This window comes from Bacteroides sp. RTP31139st1_H2_RTP31139_211217, assembly GCF_040227615.1.
GTDB lineage: Bacteria > Bacteroidota > Bacteroidia > Bacteroidales > Bacteroidaceae > Bacteroides > Bacteroides uniformis.
Window position 1 is genome coordinate 1 of the sequence record NZ_JBCNZM010000006.1, and the last position, 25,547, is coordinate 25,547.

The following is a 25,547-nucleotide window of genomic DNA, read 5'->3' on the forward strand; positions in this document are numbered from 1 at the left end:
AATGACCAAGAGATGATACGCATCCAAGAAGAGATACTGGAATGTGCGGCAAGACACAGGCTCTTCATACAGTTCCATGGGTCGAGCAAGCCTTCCGGACTGGTAAGGACGTATCCGAATGAATTCACACGGGAGGGGACACTCAACTATGAAGTATGCAAATGGGACACGCTGGTGAATGCGGACCATGACATTGCGATACCCTTCACCAGGATGCTGGCGGGAGCGACGGACTATCACCTGGGAGGGTTCAGGGCACTGCCGCGCTCGGAGTTCAAGATACAGTATGTAAATCCTCATGTAATGAGCACACGCTGCCATATGTTGGCCATGTATGTGGTTTTGGAAAACCATCTCACCTCTTTGTGCGATACGCCAAAGGCTTATGAAGGTCAACCGGGGTTCGAGGTGCTCCGTACCGTGCCGGGAACGTGGGATGAGATAAGAGTTCCGCTGGCAAGGATGAATGAGCATGTCACGGTGGCCCGCAGGAGCGGTTCGGACTGGTGGGTGGGCTCGCTGAACAACGGTACGGAAAGGGATCTGAAATTGGAATTGGACTTCCTTAGTGAGGGGGACTACCAGGCAACGATCTATACCGATGCGGAGGATGTGGAGCGGAATCCAAACAATCTGGACAGACTGGTGCGGAAAGTTACAAGGAAGGATATCATTGAACTGAATCTGGCAAGGGATGGAGGAGCGCTATTACATATTACAAAATTATAAAAAATCATGATACGAATACATGTATTATTACTTGCAAGCCTCCTTTCTATATGGGGGCTTACAAGTTGTGAAAATTCGGATACAGATAAAGTAAATAGTTATAATTTAGAAGTTAACCTTTCTCAAAATGAAATTACTGCGATTAATGGTATAATATCTATCAAAGTATCAATAAAAGAATTCGATCAACTAGCTTATTTAGTAATAAATAAAATTAACGATACTAATAATATTTCTGAGAAATATATAAAATCAAATTTATCACCAGAATATATATTTGAATATATTATAAAAAAGGATGATTCTTCTACATTTTATTTTGAATTTATTGCAGTAGATAATAATAATCAGTCATCAGAAATTTCCAAATTGATAGTCAATAAAGGTATCGTCAATTATTCTAGAGAATTAAAATTTTCAAATTTAAAATGTGTATCCCGTATTACTGGTGCTGAAATAAATGGCACAAACGGATTACCTATTGTAGAATTTGAAGTAAATAATCGTACTAATGAATTATACAATGTAGGTGGTACAGATTTAGGTATTGTTTGGGAATTACAACCCGGACATTATGGATTTTTTTTCGGCGATACATTCGGTAGTGACTTTTATCCAAATTTTGTAAATCCAGGACCCAATGGGAGTAACTGGAGAAGTAATGTTTTGCTTTTCTCTGACGATCAAGATCTTTCTGATGGGCTCACCATTAATGGTGCTGCTATGGATGAAAGTGGTAAAAATGCTCGTGAAATATGTTATGGAGGTAAAGATGGAAGTGGTAATGGAGATTGGACTTCTATTCCCACAGCAGCCATTCGTGCCAATGGCATAGATTATGTTCATTACATGAATATTCGTAATTGGGCAGGATGGATAACTAACTTTTCAAGTCTTTACAAATCTTCAGACAATGGAATTACTTGGACACGTTGCCAAAATGTAAAATTTGGTTCAACAAGTAATTTTGGTCAAGTAAGCTATTTCAAAAAAGACGGATATATTTATATGGTGGGTACAATTACTGGACGTGACAATAAGCCTCATCTTGCTCGTTTTTTAGAAGAAAATATTGAAAATCAAACAGAATACGAATTTTGGAATGGAAGTGGATGGATTAAAGGAAATGAAACTGCAGCCACTCCATTATTCAATGATATATCTGGAGAACTTTCCATCGCTTATCATCCAGAATTTAAAAAATGGATATTGCTCTATTTCAATAGTACACGCTATGATATCTCATTCCGAACAGCAGATCATATTATAGGGGAATGGAGTAAACCACAAAAACTAGTCGATGGCTGGCAATATTCACAATTGTATGGTTCTTATATTCACCCCATATCACTCAAAGGAAATATACTTTATTTCATTATGTCTATGTGGCTACCATATAATACTTATTTAATGTCTGCTGAACTCAAATGTAATCCATAAAAAGAATTTTGCTAAATCACATTAATAATGGGGCTGTGTCGTGAGACACAACCCCATTTATCTTGTATTTATTTCTTTCCTGCCCAATAAACTCCCCCCAATATCAGCACCGCCCCCATCAAAGCAACTATAGTAAGCTGTTCGCCAAGCAGAAAAGCAGAACCTACCAGAGTGAAGAGAGGATTCAGATAAATATAGTTGGAAGCTCTTATCGTTCCCAGCTGTTTTAATACTACGTTCCAGACTACAAAACAAATCAAAGAAGCCAATACACCCAGGAAAAGTAAATTGAACAGAATAGCCGGCTCGAGAAGACGGACAATATCGAAATTCCAGGGATGAATCAGAAATGCAGGAAGAATAGTCAATACTCCATAAAAAAATATCTTACGGGTAATGAAAGTTATACCATAACGGTTGGACATTTTCCTCATTATTAAACTATAGAATGCCCAGGAAAAAGCTGCAAGCAAAGTAAGGAAATCACCTAAAGGAGAAATCTTTAATACAAAACTACCATTATAAACCACCAATGCCACACCAACCAACGCCAGCAAAGAACCAGCCATCAATCCACGGGTAACCTTTTCCTTTTTATAAATCCACAAAGAAAGAATGGTCGTGAGCAATGGTGCCGTACAGACAATAAATGCCACATTCGTCGCCAATGTAATCTCCAAAGCTGTATTTTCCGTAAAAAAGTAAAATGAACCGCCTGCTATACCTCCTAAAAACAGCCAAGATTCATCTTTCCAATTATCAGCAAACAGTTTTCGGGGAGAAATAAACCAGATGCCCAGATAAGCTATCAGGAAACGAAGCAAGAATATTTCCTGCGGGGAAAGGCTATGCCCAATCAATACTTTCGTTGAAATAAAAGTCAGACCCCAAATACCTACCGTAAGGACGGCGACAATATGATAAATATAATTTTTCATTGCGTTCATACACTTCCGATAAGTTGCGCAAAGATACGACTTTCTTCTTCAACACAATAACGCGAAGGATGAAATCTTCCCAGACTTCATCCTTCGCTATATCCTAAAAATCTTTTAGTAAATATCCTATTGAATTAATTTAGCTATTATTTGTATTACAAACAAAAAATTAGTTTTAAAAGCACATCACAAATGTAAGTAATAAAAAGTGAATTATCAAGTCTTTGCCATTGTTTTTTATGTTACTTCGCTACAAATCTGAAAATAAACCCGTAACTTTGCACCGATATTAACCGAATACTAACCGGTTTTAACCATTGAATAAACAATGTTTTCAACAAAATATTAATAAGTACCACTATGGAATACAATTTCAGGGAAATTGAAAAGAAATGGCAGAAAAGGTGGGTGGAAAACAAAACCTACCAAGTGACGGAAGACGAAACGAAGAAAAAATTCTATGTACTGAACATGTTCCCATACCCCTCCGGTGCGGGATTGCATGTAGGTCATCCGCTGGGATATATTGCTTCGGATATTTACGCCCGCTACAAACGACTGCAAGGTTTCAATGTACTGAATCCCATGGGATATGACGCTTACGGACTTCCAGCAGAACAATATGCCATACAAACGGGACAGCACCCTGCAATTACGACCGTCAACAATATCAACCGATACCGTGAACAGTTGGATAAGATAGGTTTCTCTTTCGACTGGAACCGCGAAATCCGTACCTGCGAACCGGAATATTACCATTGGACCCAATGGGCATTCCAAAAGATGTTCAACAGCTACTACTGCAACGATGAAAAGCAGGCACGTCCCATCCAGGAACTGATTGAAGCATTCAGCCAAACCGGTACCGAAGGAATAAACGTGGCTTGCAGCGAAGAACTGAGTTTCACCGCCGCAGAGTGGAATGCCAAGAGCGAAAAGGAACAACAGGAAATCCTGATGAACTACCGTATAGCCTATCTGGGCGAGACGATGGTAAACTGGTGCCCTCAGCTGGGAACCGTACTTGCCAACGATGAAGTGGTGGACGGCGTAAGCGAACGAGGCGGCTTCCCCGTCATTCAAAAGAAGATGCGTCAATGGTGTCTCCGTGTATCTGCCTATGCACAACGCTTGCTGGACGGACTCGATACCATCGACTGGACCGAATCCCTGAAAGAAACCCAAAAGAACTGGATAGGACGCAGCGAAGGCGCTGAAATAGAATTCAAGGTAAAAGACAGCGATTTGGAATTCACTATCTTCACCACCCGTGCAGATACCATGTTCGGCGTCACCTTCATGGTATTGGCTCCCGAAAGCGAACTGGTACAGCAACTTACCACCGACACACAGAAAGATGAAGTAAACGCTTATCTGGAACGCACCAAGAAACGTACCGAACGCGAACGTATTGCCGACCGTAGCGTTACCGGTGTATTCTCCGGAAGCTATGCCATCAATCCCTTTACCGGTGAGGCAGTTCCCATCTGGATAAGCGACTATGTACTTGCAGGATACGGTACGGGTGCCATCATGGCTGTGCCTGCGCACGACAGCCGTGACTATGCTTTTGCCAAGCACTTCGGTCTCGAAATTCGTCCGTTGGTAGAAGGCTGCGATGTAAGCGAAGAGAGCTTCGATGCCAAGGAAGGCATTGTATGCAACTCTCCACGCGAAGGCGTTACTCCCTATTGCGACCTCTCACTGAACGGGCTGACCATCAAGGAAGCGATTGCCGCTACCAAGAAATATGTGAAAGAGCATAACTTGGGACGTGTAAAGGTGAACTTCCGTCTGCGCGATGCCATCTTCTCACGCCAGCGCTATTGGGGCGAGCCGTTCCCGGTTTACTACAAGGACAACATGCCTTACATGATTGACGAGAGCGCCCTGCCCTTGGAACTGCCCGAAGTAGCCAAATTCCTGCCTACCGAAACCGGTGAACCTCCATTGGGACATGCCGCAAAATGGGCTTGGAATACCGTAAACAAATGCGTCGTAGAAAACGAAAAGATAGACAACATCACCGTCTTCCCGCTGGAACTCAATACTATGCCCGGATTTGCCGGTTCAAGCGCCTATTATCTGCGCTACATGGACCCACACAACAACCAGGCACTTGTAGACAAGAAAACGGATGAGTACTGGCACAATGTAGACCTTTACGTAGGCGGTACCGAACATGCCACCGGTCACTTGATATACTCCCGTTTCTGGAATAAGTTCCTGTACGACCTCGGCATTTCCGTAGCCGAAGAACCGTTCCAAAAGCTGGTGAACCAAGGTATGATTCAAGGACGGAGCAATTTCGTCTATCGCATCAAAGATACCAATACATTCGTGTCCCTAAATCTGAAAGACCAGTACGACACTACCCCACTCCACGTAGATGTGAATATCGTATCCAATGATGTTCTGGACCTTGAAGCTTTCAAGGCATGGCGTCCAGAATACGAAACTGCCGAGTTTATTCTGGAAGACGGCAAGTACATCTGTGGATGGGCTGTGGAAAAGATGAGTAAATCCATGTTCAATGTGGTCAATCCCGACATGATTGTCGACAAATACGGTGCCGACACTCTCCGCATGTACGAAATGTTCCTCGGCCCGGTAGAACAATCAAAGCCGTGGGATACAAACGGAATAGACGGTGTGCACCGCTTCATCAAGAAGTTCTGGTCACTGTTCTACGACCGCAACGACAATTATCTGGTAACGGATGAACCTGCCACCAAGGAAGAACTGAAATCCCTCCATAAACTGATTAAGAAAGTGACAGGAGACATCGAGCAATTCTCTTACAACACAAGTATCAGTGCCTTTATGATTTGTGTAAACGAGTTGTTCGGAATGAAGTGCAGCAAGAAGGAAATCCTGAACCAGTTTATCATCGTTCTGGCTCCCTTTGCTCCGCATGTATGCGAAGAGTTGTGGGAGACACTGGGCAATGCAGGCTCCGTATGCGATGCCAAGTGGCCGGTATGCAACGAAGAATACTTGGTGGAAAATACGGTCAACTACACCGTTTCCTTCAACGGAAAAGCACGGTTCAACATGGAGTTCCCGGCAGATGCGGCATCGGATGCCATCCAGACTGCTGTATTGGCCGACGAACGTTCTGAAAAATGGATGGAAGGCAAGTCCATCGTCAAAGTAATCGTAGTGCCGAAGAAGATTGTGAACATCGTTGTCAAATAACAGATATGCAAATTACAAAACCAACCAAAGCGGAAGTGACGAGAGAGCTGAAGGATTATATCTTCATCACTCTGGGACTCATCAGCTATGCACTGGGATGGGCGGCATTCCTCATTCCCTATCAGATTACGACCGGAGGTACTACCGGTATCGGTGCCATCATCTATTATGCCACCGGATTTCCCATCCAGTGGTCATACTTCATCATCAATGCCGTACTGATGACTTTTGCCATCAAGATACTCGGACCGAAGTTCAGTATCAAGACTACGTTTGCCATCTTCGGACTCACTTTCTTCTTATGGTTTTTCCAGTTGCTGGTGAACGGTTCGGACGGCGTCCCTCCCCAACTGCTGGGCGAAGGACAAGACTTCATGGCTTGCCTGATAGGTGCGGCAATGTGCGGTGCCGGACTGGGTATCGTGTTCAACTGCAACGGCAGCACGGGAGGTACGGACATCATTGCAGCCATCATCCATAAATACAAGGATGTCACGCTGGGACGCATGATTATGGCTTGCGACTTCATCATCATCAGTTCCTGTTATGTGGTATTCCATGACTGGCGACGTGTGATATTTGGTTTTGTAACTTTGTTTGTTATCGGATTTGTACTGGATTACATAGTCAACAGTGCCCGGCAATCCGTCCAGTTCTTTATTTTCTCCAAAGAATATGAAAAGATTGCCGACCGCATCACCAAAGAAACCCATCGCGGTGTAACGGTACTCGACGGTATCGGCTGGTACAGTAAACACAACGTGAAGGTACTGGTCGTCCTTGCCTACAAACGCCAATCGGTAGAAATATTCCGGATGGTGAAAGATATAGACCCGAACGCTTTCATTTCCCAAAGTTCCGTCATCGGTGTATACGGAGAAGGTTTCGACCGGTTGAAAGTGAAATAGGGACTTGTATAAGCCACAAGTATAAGGAGAACATAATATGAGAAAGAAATTTGTATTTGCCACCAACAATTCACACAAACTGGAAGAAGTGACTGCCATTTTGGGAGAGAAGGTCGAACTTCTCAGCATGAAGGATATCAAATGCGATACTGACATTCCGGAAACTGCAGACACACTTGAAGGAAATGCTTTGCTGAAAGCAAGATATATCTTCGATAACTATCATCTGGATTGTTTTGCCGATGATACCGGTTTGGAAGTGGAGGCCCTTGGTGGGGCACCGGGTGTATATTCCGCCCGTTATGCCGGCGATGCACACAATTCGGAAGCAAACATGAAGAAGTTGCTGAAAGATATGGAGGGCATCGAGAACCGTAAGGCACAATTCTGTACCGTATTTGCACTTATCATCGACGGAAAGGAACATCTGTTTGAAGGCATCGTGAAAGGAGAAATCACGAAAAACAGAAAAGGCGCTTCAGGCTTCGGTTACGATCCCATATTCATTCCCGAAGGATATACGCAGACTTTTGCAGAAATGGGGAATGAACTGAAGAATAAAATCAGTCACCGGGCATTGGCCACTAACAAGTTGTGTAAGTTCTTAATGAGATAATGTTTTTAATGTGCTGATATGCTAATGTGCCAATGTGCTAATTGGCTGCACTGTCACGCCGAAAGGTCATTGGCACATTGGCATATCAGCACATTATAACCCCAGTTGAGCCGATATTTCCAACATCCTCTTAATCGGTTTCACTGCTTTTTCTGCAATCTCAGCATCCACCTTTATTTCCGGTGATTCGTTTTTCAAACAATCATAAAGCTTTTCCAGTGTATTCAGCCGCATGTAACTGCATTCATTGCAGGCACAAGTGCTGTCGTTGGGAGGAGCCGGAATAAATGTTGTCTGCGGGCATTGTTTCTGCATCTCGTGCAGGATACCGCTTTCGGTAGCTACAATGTAGCTCTTTTCGGGATGTGCCACTGCGTACTTCAGCAAAGCTGCCGTAGAGCCTACCACATCAGCCAGTTTCAAGACTGTACTCTTGCATTCGGGATGTGCCAGTACCACCGCATCGGGATGCTGCCGTTTTATTTCAACAATCTTTTCAACCGAGAATTCCTCGTGTACATGGCATGCGCCATCCCATAATAACATATTTCTTCCGGTAATGGAGTTGATATAATTACCCAAGTTCCGGTCCGGGCCAAAGATTATTTTCTCATCTTTGGGGAAGCTTTCCACAATCTGCTTTGCATTGGTAGAAGTTACCACCACATCGGTCACCGCCTTTACGGCAGCCGTTGTGTTCACATAGGATATCACCGTATATCCGGGATGCTCTTTGACAAACTGACTGAATTTGTCTGCCGGACAACTGTCTGCCAACGAACAGCCTGCCGCCATATCGGGCACCAGTACCTTCTTGTCGGGACAAAGCACCTTCGCCGTTTCTCCCATGAAGTGAACGCCGCACATCACGATAATGTCCGCTTCCGTCCGGGCTGCCCATTGTGCCAAAGCCAGACTGTCGCCCACGTAATCGGCTATATCCTGTATTTCACCTTTCTGGTAGTAATGGCCCAGAATGATTGCGTTCTTCTCCTTCTTCAGCTGCTTGATAGCTTCTATAAGATTATCCATAATTATATTTTTTAATTTCTCTTTCTTCTTTAAAAATCCTTTGATAGTGATGATAGGCTGTTAATAGTGTGGACAAATAAATACGATTTTTCTTGCCCATGAAGTTATTAGTATCAAGCTGAATTTTACTCTTATGCTTATAAACCGGGGTTTTTAAGTTTATCCGTTGATAATAAGACTTCTGCTAAACAGCATTAACATGTTGTTAATAATATGCAAAGTTAATAACTTTAGAGTTATAAACCGATGAAACCAGGCTGAAAAATATGTTGAATGAAGCCTGGAAAATTCTCCTTAACTTTTTTGGTTTGTTCGTTTCACTGCTGTAATATGCAGACCTTTGAATAATGCAAGGATTATTTTTAAAATTGTTTCCCTATTGTATTGACACCTTTTCAACGGTTATTAACCGGGATATAAACGGAAAAAAGTATCTTTGCAGGGAGATTTAAAAGTATATTGTCATGCGTAAACTGAAGATAACTGAACTGAATCGTATTAGTGTAGAGGAATTTAAGGAAGCCGAAAAACTGCCTTTGGTAGTGGTATTGGATAATATCCGCAGTCTCCATAATATAGGTTCCGTTTTCCGTACTTCGGATGCTTTCCGCATCGAGTGCATTTATCTTTGTGGCATTACAGCTATCCCACCCCATCCGGAGATGCACAAAACAGCTTTGGGAGCGGAATTTACCGTAGATTGGAAATATGTTGATAACTCTGTTGAAGCTGTTGATAACCTAAAATCCGAGGGATACATCGTTTATTCTGTAGAGCAGGCAGAAGGTAGTGTGATGCTGGACGAACTGGTGCTGGACAAGACTAAAAAGTATGCTGTGGTAATGGGAAATGAAGTGAAGGGTGTTCAACAAGAAGTGATTGACCATTCGCACGGTTGCATTGAAATTCCTCAATACGGCACAAAGCATTCGTTGAATGTATCGGTTACGGCGGGTATTGTTATTTGGGATTTATTCAAGAAACTGAGATAATAACAGGGCTGTTAATAAGCTGTCAATATATCGGGTTTGTTGGAGCTATAGATCGAACACGGTGCATCTATAGATCCAGCGTGTTGCATCTATAGCTCCAATAAACTAGTTCTATATAGGTATGATGAGAGATTTTATGAACAGTGGTTTATTTTTATAATCAACCACTTCATTCATTGTAAATTAATGCTTTATCTCCTAATTTATCCTTTTTGTTAACCATGTATTCAACACATATCGGTTGTATGTGGAAAACTTGCTGTACAGTTGGTGTCTTTTCTTATTTTTTGTATATTTGCTGAATATATATAAATCATATCGATATGAAAAAGATAATATCTTCATGGATAGGCATTTTTGTAGGTTGTACTATTCTGGCAGCAGGTTTTGTTTACTTTATCAATCCTTATAATCTTGTTCCTGGCGGGGTGTATGGAGCCAGTATTGTGCTTCATAATCTGTTCCCTTCTATTCAGGTAGGTACTTTCGGTTATATGTTTGATATTCCTTTGCTTATCATTTCCGTGCTGGTACTGGGAGCAAAATTGGGAGCACGTACTATCGTGGCGGCACTATTCACTCCGCTTGCCATGAATGTGCTGTCTCTCCTCTCCTATCCTTCTGAAGAAGCGCTCCATCAGTTGGACCCTACACAGTTGCTGGGTGGCAGTCTGAATATGTCCGACCATTTGATGCTGACTTCTGTGATTGGTGCGGTGGTTATCGGTATAGGCTGTGGTATTGTAGTGCGTAGCCGGGCTACTACAGGAGGTACGGATATTGTGGCGATGATATTGCAGAAATATTGCCATATACGTTTTTCAAAGGCGATACTGCTGGTAGATGGTATTGTGGTGGGATTCGGCCTATTGGTTATCGGTTTCGGTATCGGAAATCCGGATGATGCTACACAACCTTCGTGGCATTTGTCTTTCTATTCACTGATAGCTATTTTTGTCACTTCAAGGGTATTGGCCTATGTGATAAATGGGGAGAAGAATGACAAGATACTGTTTGTCATCAGTGATATGCGCCTTACCGCTTTGCACGACTATATTCTTAAAGATTTGGACCGTACAGCCACTTGCATCAAAAGTAGTGGTCTTTATACCAATGTAGACAAGGAAATGCTGTTTCTTGTGGTGAGTTACAAGGAAGTGGTAGGTATCAAGCAGAAGATAAGGGAAGTAGACCCAAAGGCTTTTGTAGTGGTTACCGATGCTTATGATGCATTTGGTGAAGGTTGGAAAGAGCTTCCGATGGCAGGAGAGGTACAACCCGAATAGGTAGTAATAAACAATTGTTCATTCTGTTATTAACTGAATATATAGCTTAATATCAATTGTTTAATAACTGATTATTTATGTTGCTAACATAGTTTTCAACATGGTGTTAACGATAAGTTTTTTGTTTGAATGAACGGTATTGTTGCGAAGTCGATGATGTGGAACTTATGGCATGGTTGCCATAAATTGAGTGCAGGTTGCAAGCATTGTTATGTTTATCGTGGTGATGCCCGGCGAGAGGTGGACAGTTCGGTGGTGGTGCGGACAAAAAACTTTGACCTGCCTTTGCGTAAAAAGCGTAACGGAGAATTCAAGATACCACCTGGAACATTTGTCTACACCTGCTTTACTTCCGATTTCTTTGTGGAAGATGCTGACAAATGGCGGGCCGAAGCATGGGAGATGATTCGTTGTCGCAGTGACCTGCATTTTATGATGATTACCAAGCGTATAGACCGTTTTTCTGACTGTCTGCCCGATGATTGGGGAGACGGATATGATAATGTAACCATCTGCTGTACGGTTGAAAACCAGGCTTGCGCCGATTATCGCTTGCCCATTTATAAGAGGGCTCCTATAAAGCATAAGATAATAATCTGTGAACCGCTGCTGGAAAGGATAGATTTAAGTACTTATGCTGTTGGCGAATGGATTGAACAGATAGTTGCAGGGGGAGAATCCGGTTACGAAGCCCGCCCTTGTGATTTTGAATGGGTGATGGACCTTCGCAGAATTTGTGTGGAAAATAAAGTGGACTTCTGGTTCAAGCAGACCGGTTCTAAGTTCGTCAAAGACGGAAAGACATATAATGTGAAACGCCAATTTCAACATTCGCAGGCACGCAAGGCGGGAATAAACATCAGTTTATAATTGTCCGCTTTCTACCATCAATATCACCCGTTCGGTCAATGCATCGTCTCCCATAGGGTCGTATTGTTTTTTTAGACTGGCGCCGAAGAGTGCGGCAAAAGTCTGGTAGAAACCGGCTTTGAAAGGGCCCATAAAAGCTTTTACCAGTTCATATCCGGTGGAGTTGGTCTGTCGGTCTACCAGTTTTATTAACAGTTTGCCTTGGGCAAAGGTAAGTTTCTTCATGCGGGGAGTGTATTGCTCCTTCAAGCTTTTCTCTACTGCTTTCATGTGTTTCTGGCGGGCTTTCTCGGTGGGCAGGGTCATCATGTATTCGTAGGTTTCAATGATGGCACGGTTAATCTCCTTGGAGATGGGAAGTACCTTCTTTACGTCACGAATGAGTTTGTAGTACTTGTTCATGTCGCGCTTGTTCTTGAATTTAAGCGGCTTGAAGATGTAGACAGTGGGGAGCTTGACATAAGGGATGGTATCTCCTTCGTAAACGCACATGGGAGTAAGATAGACACTCTTTTGCGCAGCAGACTGTGGTTGCTGCTGTGCAAAGCATTTCAGGCTTCCGAGAGAAAGAAACATGATGAGTATTACTATGTTAAGCCTTGCGTTCATGTTGCAAAAGTACACCATTCTGTGTAATGTTGTTGCATCATGTTGATTTTTCCTTGCTCAATTAACTTATTTAAGGTAACTTCGCTTCCCAAAACATGAAAGTGACCTACTATTAATGGAATTACTCAAGATAGGAGTTTTTGTAAGTATGCTGTCAATGACTCCTATGCTTGAAGCTCAAAATATATCCGGCCTTCAGAAAGAACAGCCTTTACTTCTTTTGGAAGAAAATTTGGAACAACTCTCCATCGGGAATGAGGAAGAATACGGTTGGGAAGATGAATTGGAGGAGTTGTCCCGACGTCTGCAAGAGCCTGTCAACCTCAATGCCGCCACTAAACGGCAATTGGAGCAGTTTCCTTTTCTTACGGATATACAGATAGAGAATCTTCTGGCTTATGTCTATATACACGGACAGATGCAGACCATTTATGAATTGCAACTGGTGGAGGAGATGGATAAACGTACCATCGACCTACTGCTGCCCTTTGTCTGTGTGCGGGCAGTGAAAGCGGGTAGGGGGTATCCTGCTTTAAAATCTATACTGAAATACGGGAAACACGAAACATTGGCACGTTTGGATGTACCGTTCTATATCCGTAAAGGATATGAGAAGAATTACCTGGGACCTTCCCTTTACCATTCTTTGCGCTATAATTTTCATTATGGAGATTATCTCCAAATAGGCGTGACGGGAGAGAAGGATGCCGGAGAACCCTTCTTTGCCCTGCACAACAGAAAAGGCTATGATTACTATTCTTTCTATTTTCTGATAAAGAATCTGGGGCGGCTGAAGGCTTTGGCATTGGGCAATTACCGTCTGAGCTTCGGGCAGGGACTGGTACTTAGTACGGATTTTCGTTTAGGAAAAACATTCTCTATGTCTACAACAGAATATCGTACCGGAGGCATCCGTAAGCATAGTTCTACCGATGAGTACAATTATTTCCGGGGAGTGGCGGCAACGGTGGGAGTATTGCCTTACTTGGATATTTCGGCTTTCTATTCGCATCGCTCCATGGACGGTGTGGTGGAGGATGGCGAGATAACTTCCATTTACAAGACGGGATTGCATCGCACGCAGAAGGAGGCAGATAAAATGAATGCCTTTGCCTTGCAGGTGATAGGTGGAAACATGACCTATGAAAAGAACTCTCTGAAGGTGGGAGTGACGGGGATTTACTATTTTTTCAACCATCCTTACAAGCCTCGGTTGAACAAGTATGCAAAGTACAATCTTCATGGAAGTGATTTCTATAATGTGGGCATGGATTATAGGTATCGTCTGGGCCGTTTTGTCTGGGTGGGGGAAGCGGCAACCGGCAGTAAAGGCTATGCGTTGCTGAACCGGCTGAAGTATAATCTTTCTTCCGATTATCATCTGCTACTTGTTCACCGGTATTATTCATATGATTATTGGACTTTGTTTGGGCGTTCCTTTGGCGAAAGCAGTATGCCGCAGAATGAGAACGGATGGTATCTGGCAGCAGAGGCCACACCTTTCGCCCGGTGGAAGTTTTTCACTTCACTGGATGTGTTTTCTTTTCCTTGGTGGAAATACCGTATAAGTAAGCCCTCAAAGGGAGTGGATGCCATGTTTCAGGTTACTTATACTCCTCGAAAGAGCCTTTCGATGTATTTTAATTATCGGTACAAACAGAAAGAAAGAGACGTGACGGGTACAAGCGGTGCAGTTATCGAACCTATCTATCACCATAAACTCCGTTATCGGCTGACCTATATGCCGGGAAGATATATCTTTCGTACTACAATAGATTATAACCACTTCCGTCAGCAGGATGGGGAAGGGTATCGCTTTGATAGACGGCAAGGTTATCAGTGTACTCAATTTTGCTCGTACACTTTCCCCTTCCCTCTGTCAGTTTCCGTGCAGGGAACCTGGTTTCATACGGACGATTACGATTCGCGTGTTTACGCCTCCGAGCGTGGATTGTTATATACTTTCTATACCCCTTCCTTCTATGGCAAAGGGTTCCGTTACTCCGCTCATCTGCGATATGATTTGAGTAAGAACTTCATGTTTCTTGCCAAATTCGGACAGACGGTTTATCAGGATAGGGAGACGATTGGTTCGGGCAATGATGAGATACCGGGAAATAGGAAAGCGGACTTGCAGATGCAACTGCGTATCAAGTTTTAGAGGAATGATTGATAGCTTTTTTATTTCTTTCTTTATCTTTGTCCGTATGATAATCCAAGGATGAACTCTGGAGTGCTAAGATTAATAGATACTCGGAGCATTAAATAGTAAATAGTAAATCGTCAAATCGTAAATAGTATGACTGTCATTTATCCGTCTCCCATATTCGGTCCCGTTCATTCTCGCCGTCTGGGAGTATCTTTGGGAATAAATTTATTGCCGGCAGACGGCAAAGTATGCACTTTCGACTGCATTTACTGTGAATGTGGTTTCAATGCCGACCATCGTCCCAAACAGCCGCTGCCCACACGCGAAAAAGTCCGTTCGGCCCTTGAAGCCCGCCTGCGGGACATGCAGCAAAACGGACCTACACCGGATGTTCTGACTTTTGCCGGTAATGGAGAACCGACGGCACATCCCCGTTTCCCCGAAATCATAGAAGATACACTTGCCTTGCGCGACAAGTATTTTCCGAATGCAAAGGTGAGCGTACTGAGCAATTCTACCTTTATTCATCGTCCTGCCGTATTCGAGGCTTTGAACAAGATTGACAACAACATCCTTAAACTGGATACGGTGGATGAAGAGTATATCCGTGTACTTGACCGTCCTACCGGACATTACTCCATCCGGGAGATTATAGAAGGGATGAAAGCGTTCAAAGGGAACTGCATTATCCAGACCATGTTTCTCAAAGGAAGTTATAAAGGACAAGATATGGATAATACATCCGATAAATTTGTTCTTCCCTGGCTGGAAGCTGTCAAGGAGATTGCTCCCCGCCAAGTGATGATTTATACCATCGACCGCGAAACGCCCGACCATGATTTGCAGAAGGCCACTCATGAGGAACTGGATCGCATTGCGGAACGGATACGTGAAACGGGTATACCGGTAAGTGTTTCTTATTAATAATATACTTATGAAATCAATAGCAATTAAAGATTTAAGTGAGAACTTCTTCGAAGTGATAGGCAAAGAGTGGATGCTGGTTACGGCAGGCAGTAAAGAACATTTCAACACCATGACTGCCAGTTGGGGAGGTATTGGCTGGCTTTGGAACAAGCCGGTGGTGTTTGTCTTTATACGTTCCGAGCGCTATACGTATGAGTTTATGGAGGAGAACGAATATTTCACCCTTTCTTTTTTAGGAAAGGAAAATCGGAGCATTTACAATCTTTGTGGCAGTAAATCGGGTAGGGAAGTGGATAAGGTAAAGGAAACTGGGCTGAATCCTATTGTTACCGAACGGGGAAACATTCTCTTTGAGCAGGACCGCCTGGGATTGGAGTGCCGCAAGCTTTTCATTACCGATATGAAAGAAGAACTCTTCCTCGACCATTCCGTCTACGAACGTTGGTATGGCGGTGACCACGGCGGATTGCACCGGGTTTATGTAGCCGAGATTGTAGATGCCTGGGTAAAGGAATAACTCCTTTACCACAGTTTCAAGTCATATTCGGCTTCCACCTTCTCTTCTATTTCATCCGGAAGGGTAGGGAAAAAGTCTATACCTGTAATTCGTTCCACTTCGTCCACTGTATTGACGTAGCTGTCCAACGGATGATTGCCCGATGCATTCTTATAAATGAAGCCGATGGCTTTGGGGGGATTGCTGTCTGCACACAGAACGACCTTGAAGAATGCTTCGGGCACTGTAATCTTGTGCTTCTTGCCGATAGTGCGGTGACGTTGGTCATAGAGAATAGGACCGCATACAATGTATATCTTGCCTTCTTCTTGTGCCCAACGGCGGCATGACTCTTCCAGTTCTTTCCAGTCGCCACGGTTCAGATTGTGGTTCTGCGGGCAAATGTTTGTCATGTAAAAGCTCTCTTGCATGGCTTTCCAGTGCCAGCGGTTGTCACCGGCGGGACACATATGTCCGCGGTCCATGCCGGCTCCCTTGTAATCATCGGTGGTTACTGCCTCGTGCTCAGGCAGGTCGGGGTCGGGCAAGAACTTGTCTGTACGGCTTTCACGCTCCACCAGTTTTTCGGGAGTGAGTTCCCAGGCTACCCAGTTGGGTATCTTTAAATCCTTGTTGTAGGATACTGTGTAGCCTTTCCGCTGGAGAATCTGTTCGGAGACGTTCTTCAGCTTTGCTGGTATTTCAAGGCGTGTGCCTGCTGTGAGTTCTATCTTGGCAGGCGTAGAATTCTTTTGCCTGGCATCCGAAAGTATCTTTGCAACGGGTTCATAGGCAAGGCAGACCGCACATATAAACAATATAAGATAATAGACGCCTTGCGATTGTTTCTTTTTTTTTCGTGCCATGCCGGGATTAGTGTTGGATAATCATTTTGGCCCTTTCCAGTGCCACATTTATGTTCGGACAGATATTTTCTTCGCCCAACAGCTCATAGAAGCCCGATTTTTCCAGTACCTTATGTACCTTTTCATTGACACCGGAGAGCACAATGATTATTTTTTCCTTTTGGGACATCTCACAAAGGCTTGTCAAGTTGTGGATACCGGTAGAATCGATGAACGGAACTTTACGCATGCGGATGATGCGCACTTTGGGGCGGTCGCCCAGCCGCGCCATGATTTCTTCGAATTTGGTGGCGATGCCGAAGAAGTAAGGACCGTTTATTTCATATACTTCCACATCCTCGGGGATTATCAGGTGCTCGTCATTGCTTGCAATGTCCGATTCTGCATTCGGGTCTATTTCATCTTTGATGACGGATATTTCGGTAGTCTCCATGACGCGGCGCATAAACAGCACGCAGGCAATCACCAGACCTACTTCAATGGCAATAGTCAGGTCGAAGATGACGGTCAGGAAGAAAGTAATCAGCAGTACCGTGACATCCGATTTAGGATTCTTCAATAATGCCTTGAACGTACGCCAACCACTCATGTTATAGGATACTATGACCAGTACACCCGCCAGGCAAGCCATTGGGATATACTGTGCCAGCGGCATGAGGAACAGTAGGATAAGCAGCAATACCACTGCATGCACCATGCCTGCTACGGGAGTTTTTCCTCCGTTGTTGATGTTTGCCATGGTACGCGCGATGGCTCCGGTGGCAGGGATACCGCCAAACAGCGGGGTAGCCATGTTGGCAACACCTTGTGCTATCAGTTCCGTGTTGGAATCGTGTTTGTCGCCTATCACACCATCGGCCACGGTGGCAGACAGCAAAGATTCGATGGCACCCAGTACAGCGATTGTAATGGCTACGGGGAACAAGTTCTTTATCGCTTCCCAATCCAGGGCAGGCATCACGGCATCCGGCAGTTCGGCACGGATGCTGAAACGGTCGCCGATGGTATCGATACAATCAATGCCTCCATATACTTTCATCAGCCAGACTGCCACTGTCACCACGATGATGGCAATAAGTGACCCCGGAATCTTCTTCGAGAACCGCGGTGTAATGGCAATGATGAAGATGCTGACAATACTTACAATCGTGTTCCACCAGTTTACGGTATCGAAATGTCGGAAATAAATCATCCATTTTCCTACAAAGTCTCCCGGAACTTTCTCTCCTCCGAACGTCAGCCCGAAAATGTCGGCAATCTGCGTAGTGAAGATGGTGACGGCAATACCGCTTGTAAAACCTACGATGATGGGATAGGGGATAAACTTAATGACAGCTCCCAGCTTGAAAACTCCCAGCAGGATGAGCAGTACGCCTGCCATCAGTGTGGCGACAATAAGCCCCGATTCACCGTATTGCTGGATGATGCCATAGATAATGACGATGAACGCACCGGTCGGTCCTCCAATCTGTACCTTGCTCCCACCCATCAGGGAGATGATGAAACCGGCTATGATAGCCGTAATGATACCTTTCTCCGGTGATACGCCGGAGGCGATACCGAATGCAATGGCAAGCGGGAGGGCAACGATACCTACAATGATACCTGCCATCAGGTCTGCCATGAACAGTTCTTTAGAGTAATTTTTTAAAGCCGTGTATAGCTTTGGTCTGAATCCGAACGCTTTCATTATAATCTACTTTTTTATACGTTTTTTTATACAGAATGTAATGTATATATTGCAAATTGCCTGCAAAAGTAGATAAAATAATGGATATTAGTGAACACAACTGTGATGTATTTTGTTTTCCTTATCAGATATGTGCTATTAATTATGTCTGAAATACCTCTTCGGGTTATCGGTGAAGATAGATTCTTTCTATAAGACGATAAATAAATCCGATGGGGCAGAGGTGTGATTATTCCAAACTAAATTCGTAATTTTGTGTTGTTTATAAACAGTACGAACGACATTTATACGTAATTATATTAACTAATAAAAAAAGAGACTATGGCTAAAAGTGTTAAAGGAACTCAGACTGAGAAGAATCTGCTGACTTCATTCGCTGGTGAATCACAAGCAAGAATGCGTTACACTTATTTTGCAAGTGTAGCCAAGAAAGAAGGTTACGAACAAATCGCCGCTATTTTCACAGAAACGGCTGACCAGGAAAAGGAACACGCTAAACGTATGTTCAAGTGGCTGGAAGGCGGTATGGTGGAAATCACCGCTTCTTATCCTGCAGGTGTTATCGGCACTACCCTGGAAAATCTTCAGGAAGCTGCTGCCGGCGAACACGAAGAATGGTCATTGGATTATCCTAAGTTTGCTGATATTGCAGACGAAGAAGGTTTCCCCGAAATCGCTCTTATGTACCGTAACATCGCCATTGCCGAAAAGGGACACGAAGAACGTTATCGCGCTTTTATCCAGAATATAGAGACTGCCAGCGTATTTGCCAAGGAAGGCGAAGTGGTATGGCAGTGCCGCAACTGTGGTTTCATCTACACCGGTAAGGAAGCTCCTCAGGTATGCCCGGCTTGCTTGCATCCGCAGGCTTACTTCGAAGTAAAGAAGTCAAACTATTGATGATAATTTCCTCATAGAGAGAACAAAGTCCCGCAGAGCGAAAGCAAGCTCTGCGGGGCTTTTTGTTTGCTGTGACAGTCATATAGCTTGTAATTGCTGCACATTTGCTGCAGCGTCACTGCAAACAAATTGCAGTGCGACTGCAAAACTGTTGCAGTGCTGTTGCAAATCAATTGCAGTGCTGCTGCAAACCGGTATGCAGTGACGCTGCAAAAAGTATGCAGTCGTTTTGCAGTGGCTGTACAGTACGACAGCAAGCTGTGTATGGCGATGCTGCAGCGGGCAGAGAAGGATTAATAGCCGGTTGTTGGAGATGTAGGGGGATTAATGGTTGCTTGGAACACTATTGAAAGTGCTTCATAACTGTTGGCAGCATCGGTTATTTCAAGCAGTTTCTCCCAGTTGGCTACCGGTTCCGTCTTGTGGTTGATGCGTTTTTCGGCTTTTATTCTTAATGTTCCGTCTTCAGTGGTGGCTTGGACAATGAAAGCACCGCAGTCGTTTTCTACTTTTACGTTCAGTCTTTCCAGGCCTTCGGGAGAAATTCGATAACCTTCCGGCAGATTGACTGTGATGTCCCATTGGTAACAACGGGGCATCTCCCAATAAATGTCCTCCTTGCGCAGGCGTTGTTCGCCTTTCAGCTCTGGCTGTGACCCTATCAACCGACCTACGGAGAGAACAAAGTTTGTACCCGCTTTCTTTACGTATCCGTCCAGTACATAGTCCACTTGATAGGCAAGTGCCGCACTGTCTGCCCGGTTTCCGATGCTGAAAAGCTGGTAGCCGAGGAGTGTTTCCAGTCCTTCTTCCGAGCCATGATAACCGATGATTTCATTACGGTAACGCTCTTTCTCCTGCTCCCGTTCACGGCGGTAACTTTCGCGCAGGTCGGCATGGAATTTTTCTTTGGTTTCGTCGTAGATGGTGGCTGTAATACCCAGTTGGCGACGAACGGAGTTGTAAAGGTCCTCGTCCATAATGAGGTAGGGTTGGAAGTGTTCTTTCAGAGCACCGCTCATCTCTTCCCGGCGGCTGATGTGGAGAGTGGTGCCGCTTATAGAAGCGTTTATGGTAGCCATATCCCGGTTGTCTTGGGGGGTGGCGGAGGGAAGGGTAAGGCATGTGTTGTCTTCCAGTATGGCTTCTTCGCCTTGCAGGCTGGCAGGCACTTCACCGGGAACAGCATAGCAGGCCGGTGGAGTATAGCATTTTCCGTTGGCTTCCAGATAGATAAACCAAGTGGTATTACTGTAGTTGATGAGCTGGTCCAGAGGCTCCCGGGTATCTTTGGTCGTGATTCCTGTCCGGTGGGGAATACCTGCTTTTTCCAGAAGTTCGTGCATCAGCAGGATGAAACTGGCGGGAGTATAGTCTGCACCGTTTTCCATATACCGGTAATAGCAGTATTGGTAGAGATAGTCCATCAGTTTCTTATCGCTCCATCCTTCGGCTTGACGGGCTTTGAGGGCTTTGGATATTTCGCCTTTCCGTCCGCTGCGCAGACCGGACCAGTTGGTGCCGGGAGCCTTCATGGAGGCACGTGTGTCATCTGTCATCAGCTTCGGATTGGGGTTGGCATATAGTCCCGGCTTGCGGGCGCTGGGCGGCATCCAGGCATAGGGTGTCTTGCTGTTGTAGATGTACATCAGAATCATGGGCGTTTGCCGGGCACTGTTGTACCAGAAGTCGGGAATGACACGTCCGGAGTCTCCGGTATGCAAGTCGAGGATATGGTTTCCTTCGGTATCGGTGCTATGGTCGAAGTCCCTTGCTCCGTTCAGGCAACGGTAGAAAGTGCTCAGCTTCGGGTCTATCTCGCAATGGACGGAATAGGCAAGCAGAGGATAGCTGTCCATAAAGTAAAAACCGAAAGGTTCGGGATTCTGGTTGTTCAGTATGGTGTATCGTACGAAGAACAAGTCGATGATGTCTCCGATTTCCAGTCCGGGTACGGCCAGCTTGTTCCATTTCTCTTGGATGTTGCGGCTATGTGGGTGGCCGCCTTCATCGGTTTCCATGTACTCCTGCGGGTCTGTTTCCTGAATTGTTCCGTCCGGTTTGATGATGCGCACACCCAGTATACGCTGTTGTTCATTGCGGGTGTAGCGTTCTTTTTCCTGGGAAAGGAAGCTGAACTGTGACATCTCTTCCAGTGCACTTTGGCTGTTGATGTATACCATTTGGCGGTAGATGCTGCGGCAGGTTATCTGTTGTTTGGTCAATCCCATTCCCCACCAGTCCAACTTGGTTTTCCGGGTTACCTCCAGACGGCTGTGTGCGGCAAGGATAACGGCGGGTTCGTTTCTGTATTTCTCGGGTACAGTCATATTTTTAAAGTCGGGCAGGTTCAGCGACCATACTTCATTGCGCACTTCGCTTACGAGCGCAGCATATTTGTCTTCTTCCTTTTGGGCATTTAGTCCCGAAGTGGCAAGTAACATCAGCAGCAGTAGGAAAGAACGTGTTGTTTTCATGGTGATGGCGTTTTATGTTCAATTATTTGTTTAAAGGGTGCTTTGCCGGATTACTATCTGTTCGTTGCAGGCTTTTTTCCATTGTCGCAGGGCATCATTCCAAGCAGGGATAAGAGCAAGTGGAATACGTTTTCTGCGTATCTCCATCACTTTTCGGAAGTGGATATATCCTGCTCCGGCGCGGTAGGAGCAACTGAGGATGCCCTGATTCGTTTCAATGTGAAAGTCTGCAGGCAAATAAGACACGGCATATCCTTGTGGAATATCAATCGTTACCTCGCGTACAATACGGCATCTCCACGGCAGTAGGTAATCCTGCTTGCGGCGGGTGGTGTCAATGGGCTGGTGGAAGAAATCTTCGTGCGGGTCTGCTTCGAGGCAGTACTCTCCATCGGCCGATTGTACGGCAGCGGTATTGTTTATCTGATTGTTTAGCAGGTCTGTCTGCTTCTCCTTGGGGGTGTCATGGTAGAGACTGAGCAGGTATTCCTTGTATTCGCCCGTACTTACGCGGGTGGCGGGCCTTTCAGGGTAGGGGGATTGCTGTCCGTCATCAAGCGATAGTGATAATTGAGACTGTCCGTAGAGGCGGAGGCATCCTGCTGGGGAAGAGTCAGTATCAGGCAGCTGTCTCCGTTTTCTACCAGTGCTTTTCGGCCTTGTATACCTTGGGGGATGTCTTCGGGCGGTAGGTATCGGTAGGTGGCATCCAGGCAATATCTTTTCCCTTGATGGAAAAGAAGGCAGAAGGCATGGTTGATGGCAGCCAGTGTCGGCACTTCGTCGGGAGAACTGGCGATGTCGTCCGTACCGATATAGGCCATTCGGGCATCGAATCCTTGGGCTTTCAGCAATGTGCGCAGCAGGAGTGCCATTCCCTTGCAGTCGCCGTAACGCTTGCGCAGCACTTCGGCAGGCCGGTCGGGCCGATGTCCTGCCAATCCGTTTTCAAAGGCGATGTAGCGTATGTTCTGCTGTACGTAGGCATAGGTGCGGCGTATCTTCTCCAGTTCATCGGTGCATCCGGCAGTAATTTCATCCGTCAGCATTTCGGCTTGGGGGAGAGTGCAGTCCACCTCGGCCAGTCCGTTCAGCCAGCGGTACATGGCCTGTACATCGGCAAAGGGACCGGTCACCAGCAGATGGGGATAGAGGCAGTTGTCTGCGGGAGCAGCTTCTTCCTTTCGGGTGGCAGGCACTCCTTTTAAGGTGTAGACAAAAAGGGAATCCCCTTCCTTATTCACGCTCTTTTCACACCGGATGCCGGGACCGAAGTTCTTCTCCACCAGCCGGAAACGGGACAGTGCGGCAGGAATGGTGACGGTGATACGTTTCTTGCGGATGAAGTATTCCTCCGGAAAGTAGATGTGTGTAAAGTAGCGCAGGTCATGGAAGGTACGGTTGAACTGTATGGCCGCCTTTTTCCCCTGCCGGCTTAGGGAGAGGTTGAAGTAGCAGATACGGGTATCGTCGAAGAATACATTTTCCGGTGTGGCATGGCGGTGGATGGCTTTGGGGGCAAGTACTCCCTTAGCTTTGGCTTCGTCCAGAGAGATGAATTCGCCATAGAACATATGAGGTTGTACGGTAGCTCCCATTCGTGAAGCTTCATATTCGGTCTTTCGGGTGTTTTGTACGATGGGGTTGTTTCCCGGGCCTTCTTTAAAAACATAGCTGTCTTCACAGCAGTTGATGATGATATTGTCGTCCATCGTCTGACTGTAGAGACAGCTTGAGAAAATATACAAAAAAATGAAAGAGAAATATTGTTTCCTCATGATGGAGAGGATTTATGTTTATTTCTTGGCGTGCGGATAGTCTATCGTGTAATGCAGTCCGCGGCTTTCCTTGCGTTCCATGGCTTGCTTTGTTATCAGGTATCCTACGTTTATCATGTTGCGTAGTTCGCACAGCTCTCGGGTAGCCTTGCTACGCTTGAAGAGTGCTTCTGTCTCCTCGTAAAGGATGTCCAGGCGGTTCCATGCACGTGTCAACCGGGTATTGCTGCGGACAATGCCTACGTATGCCTCCATAATCTGGTTCACTTCCTTCATGCTTTGTGTGATGAGGACACGTTCTTCGGTGGAAATGGTACCTTCGTCGTTCCATTCGGGAATGTCTTCGTTGAAGTCATAACGTTCCAGTACGCTCAGCGCGTGTTTGGCTGCCGCGTCGGCATAAACCACGGCTTCAATCAGTGAGTTGCTTGCCAGACGGTTGCCGCCATGCAGTCCGGTGCACGAACATTCGCCGATGGCGTACAGGCGGCGGATGCTGCTCTGTCCGTCCAAATCCACCTTGATGCCACCGCAGAGATAATGGGCGGCGGGGGCTACCGGTATGTATTCCTTTGTAATGTCTATACCGATGCTGAGGCATTTCTTGTATATGTTAGGGAAGTGCTTCTTGGTTTCTTCGGGGTCTTTGTGGGTGACGTCCAGATACACATGGTCCTCACCGCGCTGTTTCATTTCGTTGTCGATGGCACGCGCCACGATGTCACGCGGGGCCAGTGAGAGTCGCGGGTCGTACTTCTGCATGAATTCTTTTCCGTCTTTGGTACGCAGCACGCCGCCATAACCGCGCATGGCTTCGGTGATGAGGAACGAGGGGCGGTCTCCCGGATGGAAAAGGGCTGTGGGATGGAACTGGATGAATTCCATGTCTTTCACTGCTCCCTTGGCACGGTAGACCATGGCAATGCCGTCTCCCGTGGCCACCAGCGGGTTGGTGGTATGGCGGTAAACGGCTTCGCAACCGCCCGTTGCCATGATGGTGACTTTGGAAAGGAAGGTATCCACCTCGCCCGTCGCTTCGTTCAGCACATAGGCACCGTAGCACTTGATGCCGGGGGTGTGGCGGGTAACGATGATTCCCTGGTGATGCTGGGTAATGATTTCCACAGCGTAATGGTCGGTCAGTACGGTGATGTTGGGGTGTTGCTTCACAGCTTCAATGAGGCTGGTCTGTATCTCTGCACCCGTATTGTCCTTATGGTGGAGGATGCGGAATTCGGAGTGGCCGCCTTCTTTGTGCAGGTCAAACTCTCCGTCCTCCTTTTTGTCGAAGTTCACTCCCCATTTGATAAGCTCCTTGATTTGTTCGGGGGCATTGCGCACCACCTTCTCTACGGCTTCACGGTCGCTTATCCAGTCACCCGCAATCATGGTATCTTCGATATGCTTTTCAAAATTGTCTACGGCCAGATTGGTGACAGAGGCGATACCTCCTTGTGCAAAATAAGTGTTTGCCTCTTCCAAACCTGCCTTACAAATGAGGGCTACTGTTCCTTTATGCGCTACTTTCAGCGCAAAACTCATACCGGCAAGTCCGGAGCCGATAACGAGAAAATCGAACTTTCTTACCATAGGTTTTGTGTATTAAACGCCGCAAAGATAGTGTAAACCAAACGTAGAGCAAAATA

Annotated in this window: 21 protein-coding genes; 12 read left to right on the forward strand and 9 right to left on the reverse strand. The window is 45.5% G+C overall.

Going from position 1 to position 25,547, the window contains the following annotated elements:
- Together ABUA47_RS01695 and ABUA47_RS01700 are read left to right on the forward strand one after the other, a co-directional pair.
- Nucleotides 1-729, forward strand: a 729-nt coding sequence (locus tag ABUA47_RS01695) for a glycoside hydrolase family 97 catalytic domain-containing protein (protein WP_349831394.1), incomplete at its 5' end; no start/stop codon positions are given.
- 6 nt (nucleotides 730-735) lie between these two features.
- A complete protein-coding gene (locus ABUA47_RS01700; RefSeq protein ID WP_035447468.1) occupies nucleotides 736-2,169 on the forward strand; it encodes a DUF4185 domain-containing protein in 1,434 nt (477 codons plus the stop codon).
- 68 nt (nucleotides 2,170-2,237) lie between these two features.
- On the opposite strand, the gene ABUA47_RS01705 is transcribed toward ABUA47_RS01700, so the two are convergent.
- Nucleotides 2,238-3,116 carry a DMT family transporter gene (locus tag ABUA47_RS01705; protein ID WP_035447465.1) on the reverse strand — a complete coding sequence of 293 codons (879 nt, stop codon included), beginning with the start codon at nucleotides 3,114-3,116 and terminating at the stop codon, nucleotides 2,238-2,240.
- Nucleotides 3,117-3,467: 351 nt separating this feature from the next.
- On the opposite strand from ABUA47_RS01705, the gene leuS reads away from it, so the two are divergent.
- From leuS to ABUA47_RS01720, 3 genes are read left to right on the forward strand one after another with little or no spacing between them, the layout of a single operon-like run.
- Nucleotides 3,468-6,305, forward strand: a complete 2,838-nt coding sequence (leuS, locus tag ABUA47_RS01710) for a leucine--tRNA ligase (RefSeq protein ID WP_117588638.1) — start codon at nucleotides 3,468-3,470, stop codon at nucleotides 6,303-6,305.
- A gap of 5 nt (nucleotides 6,306-6,310) precedes the next feature.
- Nucleotides 6,311-7,213, forward strand: coding sequence for a YitT family protein (locus ABUA47_RS01715; RefSeq protein WP_005825197.1), 903 nt, complete (start codon nucleotides 6,311-6,313; stop codon nucleotides 7,211-7,213).
- A gap of 37 nt (nucleotides 7,214-7,250) precedes the next feature.
- Nucleotides 7,251-7,829: a non-canonical purine NTP diphosphatase gene (locus tag ABUA47_RS01720; protein WP_349824382.1), complete on the forward strand. Its 579-nt coding sequence runs from the start codon at nucleotides 7,251-7,253 to the stop codon at nucleotides 7,827-7,829.
- A gap of 93 nt (nucleotides 7,830-7,922) precedes the next feature.
- On the opposite strand, the gene nadA is transcribed toward ABUA47_RS01720, so the two are convergent.
- Nucleotides 7,923-8,861 (reverse strand): quinolinate synthase NadA, encoded by a 939-nt coding sequence (gene nadA / locus ABUA47_RS01725; protein ID WP_005825202.1) that lies wholly within the window; start codon nucleotides 8,859-8,861, stop codon nucleotides 7,923-7,925.
- 464 nt (nucleotides 8,862-9,325) lie between these two features.
- On the opposite strand from nadA, the gene ABUA47_RS01730 reads away from it, so the two are divergent.
- The 3 genes from ABUA47_RS01730 to ABUA47_RS01740 all read left to right on the forward strand — a co-directional run bounded on the left by ABUA47_RS01730 (nucleotide 9,326) and on the right by ABUA47_RS01740 (nucleotide 12,009).
- Nucleotides 9,326-9,853, forward strand: a complete 528-nt coding sequence (locus ABUA47_RS01730) for an RNA methyltransferase (protein ID WP_009037513.1) — start codon at nucleotides 9,326-9,328, stop codon at nucleotides 9,851-9,853.
- A gap of 323 nt (nucleotides 9,854-10,176) precedes the next feature.
- Nucleotides 10,177-11,139 carry a YitT family protein gene (locus tag ABUA47_RS01735; RefSeq protein WP_005825206.1) on the forward strand — a complete coding sequence of 321 codons (963 nt, stop codon included), beginning with the start codon at nucleotides 10,177-10,179 and terminating at the stop codon, nucleotides 11,137-11,139.
- Nucleotides 11,140-11,268: 129 nt separating this feature from the next.
- Nucleotides 11,269-12,009 (forward strand): DUF5131 family protein, encoded by a 741-nt coding sequence (locus ABUA47_RS01740; protein ID WP_009037514.1) that lies wholly within the window; start codon nucleotides 11,269-11,271, stop codon nucleotides 12,007-12,009.
- Here ABUA47_RS01740 and ABUA47_RS01745 read toward each other — a convergent pair.
- Nucleotides 12,004-12,636, reverse strand: coding sequence for a DUF4294 domain-containing protein (locus tag ABUA47_RS01745; protein ID WP_005833968.1), 633 nt, complete (start codon nucleotides 12,634-12,636; stop codon nucleotides 12,004-12,006). The two genes, ABUA47_RS01740 and ABUA47_RS01745, sit on opposite strands and share 6 nt — an antisense overlap.
- Nucleotides 12,637-12,733: 97 nt before the next feature.
- Here ABUA47_RS01745 and ABUA47_RS01750 point away from each other — a divergent pair, with 97 nt between their 5' ends.
- The 3 genes from ABUA47_RS01750 to ABUA47_RS01760 all read left to right on the forward strand — a co-directional run bounded on the left by ABUA47_RS01750 (nucleotide 12,734) and on the right by ABUA47_RS01760 (nucleotide 16,211).
- A complete protein-coding gene (locus ABUA47_RS01750) occupies nucleotides 12,734-14,779 on the forward strand; it encodes a helix-hairpin-helix domain-containing protein (RefSeq protein WP_009037515.1) in 2,046 nt (681 codons plus the stop codon).
- Between the two features lie 138 nt (nucleotides 14,780-14,917).
- Nucleotides 14,918-15,691: a radical SAM protein gene (locus ABUA47_RS01755; protein ID WP_008662280.1), complete on the forward strand. Its 774-nt coding sequence runs from the start codon at nucleotides 14,918-14,920 to the stop codon at nucleotides 15,689-15,691.
- 10 nt (nucleotides 15,692-15,701) lie between these two features.
- Nucleotides 15,702-16,211 (forward strand): flavin reductase family protein, encoded by a 510-nt coding sequence (locus tag ABUA47_RS01760; protein WP_009037517.1) that lies wholly within the window; start codon nucleotides 15,702-15,704, stop codon nucleotides 16,209-16,211.
- Between the two features lie 5 nt (nucleotides 16,212-16,216).
- On the opposite strand, the gene ABUA47_RS01765 is transcribed toward ABUA47_RS01760, so the two are convergent.
- Both ABUA47_RS01765 and ABUA47_RS01770 read right to left on the reverse strand, forming a co-directional pair.
- Nucleotides 16,217-17,056, reverse strand: coding sequence for a DNA/RNA non-specific endonuclease (locus ABUA47_RS01765; protein WP_057259077.1), 840 nt, complete (start codon nucleotides 17,054-17,056; stop codon nucleotides 16,217-16,219).
- Nucleotides 17,057-17,063: 7 nt separating this feature from the next.
- Nucleotides 17,064-18,746, reverse strand: a complete 1,683-nt coding sequence (locus tag ABUA47_RS01770) for a SulP family inorganic anion transporter (RefSeq protein WP_035447452.1) — start codon at nucleotides 18,744-18,746, stop codon at nucleotides 17,064-17,066.
- Nucleotides 18,747-19,067: 321 nt separating this feature from the next.
- Between ABUA47_RS01770 and rbr the strand changes: the two genes are divergently transcribed.
- The gene (gene rbr / locus ABUA47_RS01775) at nucleotides 19,068-19,646 is read left to right on the forward strand and encodes a rubrerythrin (protein WP_005825226.1); all 579 of its coding nucleotides are present in this window, start codon (nucleotides 19,068-19,070) and stop codon (nucleotides 19,644-19,646) included.
- A 293-nt stretch (nucleotides 19,647-19,939) separates the two neighbouring features.
- On the opposite strand, the gene ABUA47_RS01780 is transcribed toward rbr, so the two are convergent.
- The 4 genes from ABUA47_RS01780 to nadB form a co-directional block, all read right to left on the reverse strand.
- Complete coding sequence (locus tag ABUA47_RS01780) at nucleotides 19,940-22,123, reverse strand: DUF3857 domain-containing protein (protein WP_347774193.1); 2,184 nt, start codon at nucleotides 22,121-22,123, stop codon at nucleotides 19,940-19,942.
- A 30-nt stretch (nucleotides 22,124-22,153) separates the two neighbouring features.
- The gene (locus tag ABUA47_RS01785; protein WP_232282133.1) at nucleotides 22,154-22,360 is read right to left on the reverse strand and encodes a hypothetical protein; all 207 of its coding nucleotides are present in this window, start codon (nucleotides 22,358-22,360) and stop codon (nucleotides 22,154-22,156) included.
- 269 nt (nucleotides 22,361-22,629) lie between these two features.
- On the reverse strand, nucleotides 22,630-23,901 hold the full coding sequence (locus ABUA47_RS01790) for a transglutaminase-like domain-containing protein (protein ID WP_008662286.1): 1,272 nt from the start codon (nucleotides 23,899-23,901) through the stop codon (nucleotides 22,630-22,632).
- An 18-nt stretch (nucleotides 23,902-23,919) separates the two neighbouring features.
- The gene (gene nadB / locus ABUA47_RS01795) at nucleotides 23,920-25,491 is read right to left on the reverse strand and encodes an L-aspartate oxidase (RefSeq protein WP_005825234.1); all 1,572 of its coding nucleotides are present in this window, start codon (nucleotides 25,489-25,491) and stop codon (nucleotides 23,920-23,922) included.
- Between the last annotated feature and the right edge of the window lie 56 nt (nucleotides 25,492-25,547).

Excerpts from the sequence above, each read along its gene's own strand:
- ABUA47_RS01700 (WP_035447468.1), top strand. The coding sequence starts at position 736 with ATGATACGAATACATGTATTATTACTTGCAAGCCTCCTTTCTATATGG.
- ABUA47_RS01705 (WP_035447465.1), bottom strand. The coding sequence starts at position 3,116 with ATGAACGCAATGAAAAATTATATTTATCATATTGTCGCCGTCCTTACG.
- leuS (WP_117588638.1), top strand. The coding sequence starts at position 3,468 with ATGGAATACAATTTCAGGGAAATTGAAAAGAAATGGCAGAAAAGGTGG.
- ABUA47_RS01715 (WP_005825197.1), top strand. The coding sequence starts at position 6,311 with ATGCAAATTACAAAACCAACCAAAGCGGAAGTGACGAGAGAGCTGAAG.
- ABUA47_RS01720 (WP_349824382.1), top strand. The coding sequence starts at position 7,251 with ATGAGAAAGAAATTTGTATTTGCCACCAACAATTCACACAAACTGGAA.
- nadA (WP_005825202.1), bottom strand. The coding sequence starts at position 8,861 with ATGGATAATCTTATAGAAGCTATCAAGCAGCTGAAGAAGGAGAAGAAC.
- ABUA47_RS01730 (WP_009037513.1), top strand. The coding sequence starts at position 9,326 with ATGCGTAAACTGAAGATAACTGAACTGAATCGTATTAGTGTAGAGGAA.
- ABUA47_RS01735 (WP_005825206.1), top strand. The coding sequence starts at position 10,177 with ATGAAAAAGATAATATCTTCATGGATAGGCATTTTTGTAGGTTGTACT.
- ABUA47_RS01740 (WP_009037514.1), top strand. The coding sequence starts at position 11,269 with ATGAACGGTATTGTTGCGAAGTCGATGATGTGGAACTTATGGCATGGT.
- ABUA47_RS01745 (WP_005833968.1), bottom strand. The coding sequence starts at position 12,636 with ATGGTGTACTTTTGCAACATGAACGCAAGGCTTAACATAGTAATACTC.
- ABUA47_RS01750 (WP_009037515.1), top strand. The coding sequence starts at position 12,734 with ATGGAATTACTCAAGATAGGAGTTTTTGTAAGTATGCTGTCAATGACT.
- ABUA47_RS01755 (WP_008662280.1), top strand. The coding sequence starts at position 14,918 with ATGACTGTCATTTATCCGTCTCCCATATTCGGTCCCGTTCATTCTCGC.
- ABUA47_RS01760 (WP_009037517.1), top strand. The coding sequence starts at position 15,702 with ATGAAATCAATAGCAATTAAAGATTTAAGTGAGAACTTCTTCGAAGTG.
- ABUA47_RS01765 (WP_057259077.1), bottom strand. The coding sequence starts at position 17,056 with ATGGCACGAAAAAAAAAGAAACAATCGCAAGGCGTCTATTATCTTATA.
- ABUA47_RS01770 (WP_035447452.1), bottom strand. The coding sequence starts at position 18,746 with ATGAAAGCGTTCGGATTCAGACCAAAGCTATACACGGCTTTAAAAAAT.
- rbr (WP_005825226.1), top strand. The coding sequence starts at position 19,068 with ATGGCTAAAAGTGTTAAAGGAACTCAGACTGAGAAGAATCTGCTGACT.
- ABUA47_RS01780 (WP_347774193.1), bottom strand. The coding sequence starts at position 22,123 with ATGAAAACAACACGTTCTTTCCTACTGCTGCTGATGTTACTTGCCACT.
- ABUA47_RS01790 (WP_008662286.1), bottom strand. The coding sequence starts at position 23,901 with ATGAGGAAACAATATTTCTCTTTCATTTTTTTGTATATTTTCTCAAGC.
- nadB (WP_005825234.1), bottom strand. The coding sequence starts at position 25,491 with ATGGTAAGAAAGTTCGATTTTCTCGTTATCGGCTCCGGACTTGCCGGT.